General features: G+C 63.2%; 6 protein-coding genes and 1 tRNA gene. 5 read left to right on the forward strand and 2 right to left on the reverse strand.

Annotated features, from left to right (window positions below; genetic code table 11):
* Positions 1 to 98 precede the first annotated feature (98 nt).
* The gene (gene aroA, locus NKJ81_RS10510; RefSeq protein ID WP_352540388.1) at positions 99 to 1,457 is read right to left on the reverse strand and encodes a 3-phosphoshikimate 1-carboxyvinyltransferase; all 1,359 of its coding nucleotides are present in this window, start codon (positions 1,455 to 1,457) and stop codon (positions 99 to 101) included.
* A gap of 194 nt (positions 1,458 to 1,651) precedes the next feature.
* On the opposite strand from aroA, the gene NKJ81_RS10515 reads away from it, so the two are divergent.
* Entirely contained in the window at positions 1,652 to 2,041 is a 390-nt protein-coding gene (locus NKJ81_RS10515; RefSeq protein ID WP_023676282.1) for a TIGR02300 family protein, read from the forward strand.
* A gap of 163 nt (positions 2,042 to 2,204) precedes the next feature.
* Positions 2,205 to 2,280: transfer RNA gene (locus tag NKJ81_RS10520), tRNA-Ala, on the forward strand.
* Positions 2,281 to 2,506: 226 nt separating this feature from the next.
* Here NKJ81_RS10520 and NKJ81_RS10525 read toward each other — a convergent pair.
* The gene (locus NKJ81_RS10525; RefSeq protein ID WP_352540389.1) at positions 2,507 to 3,055 is read right to left on the reverse strand and encodes a hypothetical protein; all 549 of its coding nucleotides are present in this window, start codon (positions 3,053 to 3,055) and stop codon (positions 2,507 to 2,509) included.
* A 44-nt stretch (positions 3,056 to 3,099) separates the two neighbouring features.
* On the opposite strand from NKJ81_RS10525, the gene NKJ81_RS10530 reads away from it, so the two are divergent.
* The 3 genes from NKJ81_RS10530 (at position 3,100) to NKJ81_RS10540 (ending at position 12,580) form a co-directional block, all read left to right on the forward strand.
* Positions 3,100 to 8,811, forward strand: coding sequence for a HAMP domain-containing protein (locus NKJ81_RS10530; protein ID WP_352501159.1), 5,712 nt, complete (start codon positions 3,100 to 3,102; stop codon positions 8,809 to 8,811).
* A 52-nt stretch (positions 8,812 to 8,863) separates the two neighbouring features.
* Positions 8,864 to 10,930 carry a PAS domain-containing hybrid sensor histidine kinase/response regulator gene (locus tag NKJ81_RS10535; protein ID WP_352540390.1) on the forward strand — a complete coding sequence of 689 codons (2,067 nt, stop codon included), beginning with the start codon at positions 8,864 to 8,866 and terminating at the stop codon, positions 10,928 to 10,930.
* Between the two features lie 150 nt (positions 10,931 to 11,080).
* Complete coding sequence (locus NKJ81_RS10540; RefSeq protein WP_352501119.1) at positions 11,081 to 12,580, forward strand: helicase HerA domain-containing protein; 1,500 nt, start codon at positions 11,081 to 11,083, stop codon at positions 12,578 to 12,580.
* Positions 12,581 to 12,886 lie beyond the last annotated feature (306 nt).

A 12,886-nucleotide genomic window follows, 5' to 3' on the forward strand; every position in this document is an offset into this window, starting at 1 on the left:
CTCCTTGTGGGGGAGATGTCCGGCAGGACAGAGGGGGGCGCTGTCCCGCCGACGTTCCAGTTTGGCCCCAACCCCCAAGGCTATTGATTGCCATCAAGCTACTCGATCTTCGCGCCCAGCCCCTTCATCAGTCCCATGAATTCCGGAAAGCTCGTTGCGATCATCGCCTGATCGTCGATGGTCACCGGTTTTTCCGTCGCCAGCCCCATCACCAGAAAGCTCATGGCGATGCGGTGGTCGAGATGGGTCTGGACGATGGTGCCCTGTCCGTTGGGATGCTGGCCGAGGCCCTTGCCGCCGGGTTTTCCGCGCACGACAAGCGAGGCCTCGCCTTCGCTGCAATCGACGCCGTTGAGCTTCAGCCCTTCGGCCACTGCCGACAGCCGGTCGGATTCCTTCACGCGCAGCTCTTCCAGGCCAAGCATCAGCGTTTCGCCCTCGGCGAAGCTGGCCGCCACGGCAAGCACCGGATACTCGTCGATCATGGTCGGCGCCCGTTCCGGCGGTACGGTGACGCCTTTCAGTTCGGAGTAACGCACGCGCAGATCGGCAACATCCTCGCCGCCTTCGTTGCGCGGATCGATTATATCGATCCGGCCGCCCATTTCCTGCAGCGTCAACAGAAGTCCAGTGCGGGTCGGGTTCATCAGCACGTTTTCGATTGTAATGTCCGAACCCGGCACGATCAGCGCCGCCACCAGCGGAAAGCCGGCCGAGGAGGGGTCGCCAGGCACCGCGATCGTCTGCCCCATGAGCTTGCCCTGGCCTTCGATGAAAATGTGGCGCACGCCGCGCTCGTCGGTCTCGACCGACAGATTGGCGCCGAACCCCTTGAGCATTTTTTCGGTATGGTCGCGCGTCATAACCGGCTCGATGACGGTGGTGATCCCCGGCGTGTTCAGCCCGGCCAGCAGCACCGCCGACTTGACTTGTGCCGATGCCATCGGCACGCGGTAGGTGATCGGCGCGGCGTGCTTGGGCCCATGAAGCGTGATCGGCATGCGGTCGCCGGGCGTCGCCTTCAGCACCTGCACGCCCATCTGGCGCAAAGGTTCGAGCACGCGGCCCATCGGCCGGCCGGACAGCGAGGGGTCGCCGATGAAGGTGGTTTCCATGTCATAGGTGCCGACCAGGCCCATGGTGAGGCGTGAGCCGGTGCCGGCATTGCCGAAATCGAGCGGGCCTTCCGGCTGCAGCAGCGCGCCGTTGCCGGTACCGCGGATCACCCACTCAGCGCCATGCTTCTCGATATGGGCGCCCATGGCCTTCATGGCAGCGCCCGTACGCATCACGTCCTCGCCTTCCAGCAGCCCGGTGATACGGGTTTCGCCGGAGGCCAGGCCACCGAACATGAACGAGCGGTGCGAGATCGACTTGTCGCCCGGCACCCGTGCCGCGCCTGAAAGGCCAGATGATTTGCGGGCGGTGGCCTGCTTCGGGGCGGCAGTGTGCGACATGGTTCTTTCCTGGAAACGCCGGCGGCCGGCCATTTTCTGCTGGTTTGCGGGGTCTCCTATCATGGCGTACCGAAATGGTCATCCCCTTGGTATGAAGGCCTTCGAATTCAAGCTTTTTGGGACGCCGGCTTTTCGCTTTGACAGCGCCGTAAACTCTGGTTAAGGGGACCAAACTTTCATCGACGAGGCTTGCTGTGGCAAAACCCGAACTTGGCACCAAACGCATCGACCCGGAGACAGGTCGAAAATTCTATGACTTGAACAAGGACCCGATCGTCTCGCCTTACACGGGCAAGAGCTATCCGCGCTCCTATTTCGAGGAAGGCAAGATCGCCGCCCTCGAGGAGGAAGAGGAAGTTGCCGAGAAGGAAGTGGACGCCGAGGAGGAAGAGGGCGTCGAGGTCGTCTCGCTCGAAGAGGCGGACGAGGACGCGAAGGCCGACGAGCTTCCCGATCTCGGCGATGACGAAGACGACGTTGACCTTGGCGATGACGAGGATGACACGTTCCTCGCCGACGAGGAGGAAGAAGACGACGACGTTGCCGACATGATCGGCGTCGGCGAAGACGACGACGAAGTCTGAGCGAACCGCATTCGCCGGCTTTCGCGGCGCTGCCTAGAAAAAGCGGTTGTTGAAGGCTTGATATTGACTGAAGGCGGGGTTAGAAGCCGCCTTCACTAACGGCGCGGTCTAGAACCCGCGCCGGATCTCTTCGCCGGAAACGGCGCCGGTGAACTGCCGGAGTGGGGCCATAGCTCAGTTGGGAGAGCGCTTGAATGGCATTCAAGAGGTCGTCGGTTCGATTCCGATTGGCTCCACCAGTTCTCTCCGCGAAAATCAGCAGAACGCCCGCCCGTCCGGGCTGGCCGCCGCCTATCGCAGAACCCAGCTGAGATTAGTGTAATCGGCCGCCCTACTTGGGCTCGCCGATCCATTCAGAAGTAATGAGCCCCTGCCCGGTCTGTGCATGTTTCTGGCTGTGGTTTGAACCGCGAGCACCGGTCTGGACCAGGCAGCGGGCTGAAATGACCGCTGCGCAAAACGCCGTTACTTGTTGCAGTTCTGCATATCCGACGTCATGGCGCCGCTGGGGGTATTGTTGTCGGTATCGCTGCTCGCCGTATCCTTACAGCGGTCCTCCATACCGTTTGTCTGCGGCGTGGTGGCGCTCGTTGCGTTCGGATCGATCGTGTTCGGGGTAGTTGCGCTGCCAGTCCCGGTGTTGCCGCCGGAAGTGCCTGTGTTGACGCCGGTATTGCCATCGGCGCTACCGGTCCCGGAGCCCATGGATTGTGCCATGGCAGATGTGGCCAGGCCGATAGCAAGTAGGGATGCAGAGAGAATTTTCATCATCTTAGTGTCTCCATCGAGTTGCATCGCTGGATCGCGATCTATACCAACGAGAGTTTTTTCGAGATGTTCCGTTGGGCAGAAATATTGATCGATACAATCATTATGGATCTTTGTTGATCGTCGTTTCGTGAATGCGGCTGCGAAATTCCTGCCGCATAGCGGCAATTTCGTCTGGAACCAAATCGAGCATGCCGCGTTCTTGCGCTTGCGGGGAGTTGTGTCGGCCGCAGGGGACAGTTTCACCAGGACATTCAAGAAATCCGTGAGCTGGGAGGGGCGCTGTGAGCGTGCTTGCATCCACAAGGCAATTGGACCGTCGTCAAATACTGAACGCGCTGAAGGCTTTTCGGAGCGGTGATTTCTCCGTTCGTATCGACAATGTCTACGCCGGCCTTGATTCCGAGATCGCCGACACCTTCAACGAAATCGTAGAACTCAACGATCAGGTCACGCGCGAGTTCGAACGCCTCAGCAAGGTCGTCGGCAAGGATGGCCGGATCGGCGAACGCGGCCGTGTCCGCAACGCCACCGGCAGTTGGGAATCGAGCGTCCGTTCCGTCAACGATCTGATCGAGGACATGGTTCAGCCGACGGCCGAAGTGGCGCGCGTCATCGGCGCGGTGGCCAAGGGTGACCTGTCGCAGACGATGATGGTCGAAATCGACGGCCGGCAGCTGCGCGGCGAGTTTCTGCGCATCGGCAAGATCGTCAACACCATGGTCGGGCAACTGGCCTCCTTCGCCTCGGAAGTGACGCGCGTGGCGCGCGAGGTCGGCACCGAAGGCAAGCTGGGCGGCCAGGCTCGCGTGAAAGGTGTGGCCGGAACCTGGAAGGACCTGACCGACAACGTCAACGCCATGGCGACGAACCTGACCGGGCAGGTGCGCAACATCGCCGAGGTGACGACCGCCGTCGCTTCCGGCGACCTGTCGAAGAAGATTACCGTCGACGTGAAAGGCGAAATCCTCGAACTCAAGAACACCATCAACACGATGGTCGACCAGCTCAATTCCTTCGCCTCGGAAGTGACGCGCGTCGCGCGCGAAGTCGGTACAGAAGGCAAGCTCGGCGGTCAGGCGCGCGTCGAAGGTGTCGGCGGCACCTGGAAGGACCTGACCGACAACGTGAACCTGATGGCCGAAAATCTGACAGGCCAGGTGCGCAATATCGCCGAGGTGACCACGGCCGTGGCGCTTGGCGACCTGTCGAAGAAAATCACGGTCGACGTCAAGGGCGAGATCCTCGAACTGAAATCGACCATCAACACCATGGTCGACCAGCTGAACTCATTTGCCGGCGAAGTGACGCGTGTCGCCCGCGAGGTCGGCACCGAGGGCAAGCTCGGCGGCCAGGCTCAGGTGCGCGGCGTCGCCGGCACCTGGAAGGACTTGACCGACAACGTCAATTCGATGGCCGAGAACCTGACCGGCCAGGTCCGCAACATCGCCGAGGTGACGACTGCGGTCGCTTCGGGCGACTTGTCGAAGAAGATCACCGTCGCCGTGCAGGGCGAAATCCTCGAGCTCAAGGACACCATCAACACGATGGTCGACCAGCTCAATTCCTTCGCCTCGGAAGTGACGCGTGTGGCGCGCGAGGTCGGAACCGAAGGCAAGCTCGGCGGCCAGGCCGAGGTGAAAGGGGTCGGCGGCACCTGGAAAGACCTGACCGATAACGTCAACCTGATGGCCGCCAACCTGACCGGCCAGGTCCGCAACATCGCCGAGGTGACGACCGCCGTTGCCCGCGGCGACCTGTCGAAGAAGATCACCGTCGACGTCAAGGGCGAAATCCTCGAGCTCAAGGACACCGTCAACACGATGGTCGACCAGCTCAATTCCTTCGCCTCGGAAGTGACGCGTGTGGCGCGCGAAGTGGGGTCGGAAGGCAAGCTCGGCGGCCAGGCGCATGTCGAGGGTGTCGGCGGCACCTGGAAGGACCTGACCGACAACGTCAACGCCATGGCCGGCAATCTGACGGTGCAGTTGCGCGACGTCTCCAAGGTGGCGACGGCAATTGCGACCGGCGATTTGACCCAGAAGATCACCGTCGATGCATTGGGCGAGATCCTGCAGATCAAGGACGTCATCAACACGATGGTCGACCAGCTGAATTCCTTCGCCTCGGAGGTGACGCGCGTGGCGCGCGAAGTCGGTTCGGACGGCAAGCTCGGTGGCCAGGCGCAGGTGCGCGGCGTCGCCGGCACCTGGAAAGACCTGACCGACAACGTCAATGCGATGGCCGCCAACCTGACCGGCCAGGTGCGCAACATCGCCGAGGTGACGACTGCGGTGGCGCTGGGCGACCTGTCGAAGAAGATCACGGTCGATGTGCGCGGCGAGATCCTCGAGCTCAAGGACACCATCAATACGATGGTCGACCAGCTGAATTCCTTTGCCTCGGAGGTGACGCGCGTGGCGCGCGAGGTCGGCACCGAAGGCAAGCTCGGCGGCCAGGCGCAGGTGCGCGGCGTTGCCGGCACCTGGAAGGATCTGACCGACAATGTGAATTCGATGGCCGAGAACCTGACCGGCCAGGTCCGCAACATCGCCGAGGTGACCACCGCTGTGGCGCGCGGCGACCTGTCGAAGAAGATCACCGTCGACGTCAAGGGCGAGATCCTGGAGCTGAAATCGACGATCAACACCATGGTCGACCAGCTGAACTCCTTTGCCGGCGAAGTGACGCGTGTCGCCCGCGAGGTCGGCACCGAGGGCAAGCTCGGCGGCCAGGCGCGGGTCGAGGGCGTCGCCGGCACCTGGAAGGACCTGACCGACAACGTCAATCTGATGGCGACGAACCTGACCAACCAGGTGCGCGGCATCGCCGATGTCGTGACCGCGGTCGCGCAAGGCAATCTCAAGCGCAAGCTGACGGTCGATGCCAAGGGCGAGATCGCCTCGCTCGCCGACACCATCAACGGCATGATCGAGACGCTGGCGACCTTCGCCGACCAGGTGACCAACGTCGCCCGCGAAGTGGGCATCGAAGGCAAGCTCGGCGGCCAGGCCCGGGTGCCCGGCGCTGCCGGCCTTTGGCGCGACCTGACCGACAACGTCAATCAGCTCGCGGCCAACCTGACCACCCAGGTGCGCGCCATCGCCGAGGTGTCGACGGCGGTGACCAAGGGCGATCTGACCCGCTCGATCAGCGTCCAGGCCTCCGGCGAGGTGGCGGCGCTGAAAGACAACATCAACGAGATGATCCGCAATCTGAAGGACCAGACGCTGAAGAATGCCGAGCAGGACTGGCTGAAGACCAATCTCGCCCGCTTCTCGCGCATGCTGCAGGGCGAGCGTGACCTGGCCACGGTCTCGCGCCTCATCATGTCCGAACTCGCCCCGCTGGTGAATGCGCAATATGGCGTGTTCTATGTGACCAACCGCGACGAGGATGAATTCTATCTGGAGCTCGCCGCCTCCTATGGCGCCGAAAGCAAGGCGGAAATCAAGCAACGCCTCGATCTGCGTGAAGGGCTTGTCGGGCAGAGTGCCGCCGACAAGCGCGCCATCATGCTGGACAATGTGCCGCCGAATTTCCTGCGCGTTACCTCCGGCCTTGGCAATGCCGCGCCGGCGAACGTGATCATTCTTCCGGCTCTGTTCGAGGACGAGGTGAAGGCCGTCATCGAACTCGCCTCGTTCAGCGAATTCCGCGACACGCACCAGTCCTTCCTCAACCAGCTGATGGAATCCGTCGGCATCGTTCTCAACACCATCGCCGCCACCATGCGTACCGAAGGCCTGCTCAAGCAGTCGCAGCTGCTGACCTCGGAATTGCAGGCGCGTCAGACCGAACTGACCAAGAAGCAGGAGGAGCTGCACGCCACCAACGAGGAGCTGCAGGAAAAGGCGCAGCTGCTCGAGAACGAAAAGAAGCAGGTGGAGAACAAGAACCTGGAAATCGAGATGGCGCGGCGGGCGCTGGAGGAGAAGGCCGAGCAGCTGGCGCTTACCTCGAAATACAAGTCGGAATTCCTCGCCAATATGAGCCACGAACTGCGCACGCCGCTGAACTCGCTGCTCATCCTTTCAAACCTGCTCGCAACCAACCAGCAGGGCAATCTCAACGACAAGCAGGTCGAGTTCGCGCGCACCATCAATTCGGCCGGCACCGACCTTTTGAGCCTGATCAACGACATCCTCGACCTGTCGAAGATCGAATCGGGCACCGTCTCGATCGACATCAACGACATGCCGGTGGTGCATCTTCGCCAGCACATGGAGCGAACCTTCCGGCAACTGGCGACCGACAAGGGACTTGGCTTCACCATCAACGTCGATCCCGAGCTTCCGGAGACCGTCCGCACCGACGAGAAGCGATTGCAGCAAATCGTGCTCAACCTTTTGTCGAACGCGTTCAAGTTCACCTCGCAAGGCGAGGTCCGCTTGAATTTCCGGGCCGAAAAGGCGGGCCGTCACAACGGTTCGGCGCAACCCATGGAGGCGCTCGCGATCGTCGTCAGCGATACCGGCATCGGTATTCCGCAGGACAAGCAGAAGCTGATCTTCGAAGCCTTCCAGCAGGCCGACGGCACCACAAGCCGCAAATATGGCGGCACTGGGCTTGGGCTTTCGATCAGCCGGGAGATTGCCCGGCTGCTTGGCGGCGAATTGAGGGTCGAGAGCACGCCGGGCAAGGGTTCGACGTTCACTCTGGTCATTCCATTCGACGGACCCCGGATGGCCTTGGCCCCGCAAGCGGCGTTGCTGCCGGCGATGGAGGTGGCCGCGACGACGGCGCAGCCGAGCCCGCCGTCCTCCGAATTGCTCGATGACCGCGACACGATCTCGTCGGAAGATCGGGTCGTGCTGATCGTGGAGGACGACCCGACCTTCGGCGGTTTGCTGCTCGGCCTTGCACGTTCGGCCGGGCTGAAAGGCGTCCTGTCGACCGCGGGCTCCGGCACGCTGGCTTTGGCACGCAAGCTGGTTCCCGACGCGATTACGCTCGATCTCGGACTGTCGGATATCGACGGCTGGGTGCTGTTCGATCTGCTTCGCCATGACCCGAAAACCAAGGACATTCCCGTTCATGTCATCTCGGGCGCCGAAGACATCGAGGTGCTTGCCCGCAAGGGTGCATCCAGCATTTCAACCAAGCCCGTATCGTCGGACGAACTGATGAAGGTCTTCCAGGATATTCATTCCAGAAAGCTCCGCGTCCAGAGCCGCGTCCTGATTGCCGATCCCGATCCCGAGCGCCGCCTTTCGCTGATCGAGGCGATCCGCGACGGCGTCACCTCGGTCACCGCGATCGGCCGCGTCGCCGCGAATGCGGACGACATCGGCATCGCCAACTATGATGCCGTTGTGCTCGGCTTTGGCCGCTCGGCCAAGGACAACGCCCAGATGCTGGATGAGATTGCCGTCCTGTTCGGACAGTCGGTGTCGCGGCTGCTGTTCTTTGCGCCTCATCCGGAAGCGCTGCAACAGTCGCTCGCCTTGCATCCGGCATTGGCGGACGTTCCGCGGGCGGAGAATTTCGCGCAGCTGGCTCTCCTGATATCCGCGACGCTCCCGGGGCGAGGCCACGACAACAATAGTGCGGCAGCCGAACAGCCGGACAAGTTCGACCTCGCCGGCGCAAAGGTCCTCATCGTCGACGACGACATCCGCAACATCTATTCACTCACCAGCGTTCTCGAGACCTATGACATCCAGGTGCTGCATGCGGAGCGTGGCCGGGAAGGTATCGCGCTTCTGGAGCAGAGCCCGGACATCGATGCGGCACTGATCGATATCATGATGCCGGAAATGGATGGCTACGAGACGATGCGGCAGATCCGCAGCATGCCGGCGATCGCCCATATCCCGTTGATCTCGGTCACAGCCAAGGCAATGAAGGGCGACCGGCAGAAGTGCCTCGACGCCGGCGCCTCCGACTACATCGCCAAGCCTGTCGACCTTGATCTGCTGCTGGCATTGCTGCGTGTCTGGATCGGCCGTTCGCGATCCCGTGTTCATGGTCCGGAAAAGACGCTCATGGCAGTGAACTGACGGCCGCTCGATGCAGAAACTGTCGAGAAACGGAGCAAGGAAGCTGGAGGTTATGGCGCCGGCAGCAGGGCCGGCAAAGGCGCGCATCCTGGCCGTGGATGACGACGAGCGCAATCTGCTGGCGATCGGCGAGGTTCTGGCCCCTATCGGTGAAGTCGTCTGCGTGCAGTCGGGCGAAGAGGCGTTGCGCGCACTGCTGAAGGAGGATTTCGCAGTCATCCTGCTGGATGTGCTGATGCCCCGGCTGGATGGCTACGAGACCGCGGGATTGATCCGCCAGCGCGAGCAATCCAGGCGAACGCCGATAATTTTTCTCACCGCCATCAACAAGGAAGACGCGCACATGCTGCGCGGCTACGACGCCGGCGCGGTCGATTACGTGTTCAAGCCTTTCGACCCGGCCATGCTGCGTTCCAAGGTCGCCGTGTTCGTCGAACTTCATGAGAAGACGCTGGAAATCCAGCAAAAGGCGGCTGCCGAGCAACGGCTGCTGGCCCAGGCACTGCAGGCGCAGAAGGAAAAGCTCGAGGCCGAGCGAGCCCTGCGCAGCGCCCAGGAGCGGCAGCATGCCATTTTGAGCTCTCTTCCGGTCTGCTTCCACGCAAGGGCGGCGGAGCCGCCGTTCGGCGCCAGCTTTGTCACCGAAGGGGTCGAACGCCTGACCGGCTTTCCTCCCGAACGCCTGACATCCGATCCAGGCTTCGGCCTGAGCCGGGTTCATCCCGACGATCTGCCGAGAGTGAGGGAGGTCCTGCTCGCAGCCAAGGCCGCCGGCTCCTACACCTGCGAATTCCGCTGGCAATGCGCCGACGGCAATTACCGGATTTTTCTCGACCAGGGCGTCCTGTCGAATGGCTCCGACGGCAAAGAGCCTGAGATCCTCGGCACGTTGCTGGACGTTACCGAGCGGCGCGAGCTTGAGAACCAGCTGCTGCAATCGCAGCGCCTCGACGCGATCGGCAAGCTTACCGGCGGGCTGGCGCATGATTTCAACAATCTGCTTGCCGCAATTCTCAGCGGATTGGGATTGCTCGAGCGCCACGCCGAGTTCGATGGACAGACCAGGCAGGTTCTGGAACTGACACGCCGGTCGGCAAAACAAGGCGCCGAGCTCGTCAACCGCATGCTTGCGTTCTCGCGCCGCCAGACGCTGAGGCCGCAGGCCGTGCGCCTCGCCGCGCTCGGCGATACAATGAACGGGTTGGTGGCCCCGGTCCTGGGCGGCCTGATCCGTTTCGATTGGCTTGTCGACGACACTGTGTGGCCGGCGCATATCGATGCCAGCCAGCTGGAGCTCGCGCTGATGAACCTGGTCTTCAACGCGCGCGATGCCATGCCGTCCGGCGGCACGATAATCGTGGAGGCGCAAAATCGAACGCTAGGCCGTGCAGCCGAGGATATTTCGGCGGGCGACTATGTCGTGGTCACCGTCAAGGACACCGGGTCGGGCATACCGGCTGACATTCTCGCCAAGGTCGTCGAACCGTTCTTCACCACAAAACCGGTCGGCAAGGGCACTGGCCTCGGTCTGAGCACGGTGCATGGTTTCGTCAAGCAATCGGGCGGCACGCTTCGCATTGAAAGCACCGTCGGCAGTGGAACATCCGTCCAGCTCTGGCTGCCGCGTTCAATCGAGCGTCCGGTCGAAATCCCCGAGAAATCCGATGCCGACGACAGCGTCGTGAATGCCGGCGAGGACTATCCATCGGTCCTGCTGATCGACGACAGCAACGTACTGCGGGAACTGACGGCGCAATCGCTTCGCCAACACGGCTTTGCGGTTACCTGTGCCGCGGGCGGTGCCGAAGCGCTGGCGATGATCGAGCGCGCGCCGTACGATTTCGATGTCATCGTCACCGATTTTGCCATGCCGCTCGTCTCGGGCCTGGAGGTCATTCGGTTCGCCCGCAATCTGCGGGCCGATTGGCCGGCGGTGATGATAACCGGATATGCCGATGCCGACGCGATCGCCGGCCGGCCCCCCGACGTGCCGCTGCTCGGCAAACCGCTGCGCGACAAGGATCTGGTGGAGAGCATTCTTGCAGCGGCCGCGCGCGCCGGCTCGCAGAAAGCCAGGCAGGCCCAGCCGGTGAAAGGCGGGTACCGGTTTTCGACCTGAGGAGACAAGCCTCATCGAATCGAAACGGTACGTTCCGTATCCTCGATCGTCCGCGACATCCAGCCTGTGCGCAACACGGAGCGCCGGCCATGCCGCGCTCGACGGGCTGTGATGCGATTGATAAGCCCTCTCCGCAAGGAGAGTCGAGACATGACCGTTGCGATCGAGATGGGCCAGACGAGCGCAGGCGCCCCGGCGGCGCTGGATCTCGAGGAGCTGCTGGCGACCCGCCTTTTGGTGCAGGGCAATTCGGGCTCCGGCAAGTCCCACCTGCTGCGCCGGCTCTTGGAGCAGAGCGCGCCCTGGGTGCAGCAGACCATCATCGACCCCGAAGGCGACTTCGTGACGCTGGGCGACCGTTTCGGCCACCTGGTGATCGACGCCGAGGAGCATACCGAGCGCGGCCTGCAGAGCGCCGGCGAGCGGGCGCGCATCCACCGCGTCTCCACGGTGCTCAATCTCGAGGGGCTCGACGCCGAGAACCAGATGCGGCGCGCCGCCGCCTTTCTCGGCGGGCTTTTCGAGGTCGCCCGCGACCACTGGTACCCGATGCTGGTGGTGGTTGACGAAGCGCAGCTGTTCGCGCCGGCTGTCGCCGGCGAGGTTTCCGACGAGGCGCGCAAGCTCTCGCTCGGCGCCATGACCAATTTGATGTGCCGCGGCCGCAAACGCGGGCTGGCCGGCATCATCGCCACCCAGCGGCTGGCCAAGCTTGCCAAGAACGTCGCCGCCGAGGCTTCCAATTTCCTCATGGGCCGGACCTTTCTCGATATCGACATGGCGCGCGCCGCCGACCTGCTCGGCATGGAGCGGCGCCAGGCGGAGGCTTTTCGCGACCTCGAGCGCGGGCAATTCATGGCGCTCGGCCCGGCGCTGTCGCGCCGTCCGCTGGGCTTGCGGATCGGCCCGACCGATACAAGTCCGCGCAACGCGACCCCGCGCCTGATGCCGCTGCCGGAATCGGCGTTGGAGGACGCGCGCGCGATCATCCTGGCGGCCCCGCCGCCCGAAACCGTCCGGCCGCAGCGCCGGTCGTCGCCGGACCTGCTCGACCAGCTGATGGCGGCGAAATCGGCGGCGCTGGAAATCCGCCCCCAAGCGGTGGAGCCGCCGATCAGCGCCGAGGATTTGGCGGAGCGCCGCGAGCGCGTCGACCGGGTGCTGCGCGCCGTGCTGGCGCAACCCGATGCCGGCTTCCGGGTCATCGGCGTGCTTTATCAGGAGTTCGTGGTCCGCTGCCGCATCGAGGGCCTCGCCTCGGTCGTGCCGGACCTGCCGGAGTTCCGCCGCATGCTGACCCGCGCCCGCGCCGGCCTCGGCTCCGACATGGCAGGCGATGACGCTTGGCAGGACGTCTCGGCGCGCGCCTCGCTGCTCCCCGAGGACATGCAAGGCGTGTTCATGATGATCGCCCGCGCCGCCAAGGAAGGCTGGCCCTGCCCGAGCGACGCGGCGATCGCCCGCGCCTACGGCTCGCACTCGCTACGCCGCGCCCGGCGCCTGCTGATATATATCGAGGAGCAGGGGCTGATCGTCTGCCAGCTCGACGGGGTTGGAAGGCGGACGGTGACGCTGGTGGAGCTCGCCTGGGCGACCGCGCCGGGCGATCCCAATGCAGAGGACGCGGAGCAGGGGAGTTTGGCAGTGTAAGGGCTGATGCGGTTCCGATAGCGAAATGGCGGCTTTAACGTTTGAAGAAGGATTGCGGACGTTCAGCCCGACGGGACCAAGGTCTGTTCCCAGGTCTAGCCGCCCCTCTCAATGGCATCCCCGGACCGCCCGGTGGATCTGCATCGCAAGTGGCGGGTGGCGGGGCAGCCACAGGGTGGACATTTCAGCCCACATCGAAAATGATCATGTTGCCATGCACACACTGTAGTGCTCTGATTTCGACGAAAAGCCTGAGCGTAGAAGCGGATCAACCGACCTCCGGGTCCAGCGAGCGAGGACGCAAAT

Source organism: Mesorhizobium sp. M0018, from assembly GCF_040323955.1.
Lineage (GTDB): Bacteria > Pseudomonadota > Alphaproteobacteria > Rhizobiales > Rhizobiaceae > Mesorhizobium.

Coding starts and splice junctions, on each gene's coding strand:
- aroA (WP_352540388.1), bottom strand. CDS start 1,457: ATGTCGCACACTGCCGCCCCGAAGCAGGCCACCGCCCGCAAATCATCT.
- NKJ81_RS10535 (WP_352540390.1), top strand. CDS start 8,864: ATGGCGCCGGCAGCAGGGCCGGCAAAGGCGCGCATCCTGGCCGTGGAT.
- NKJ81_RS10540 (WP_352501119.1), top strand. CDS start 11,081: ATGACCGTTGCGATCGAGATGGGCCAGACGAGCGCAGGCGCCCCGGCG.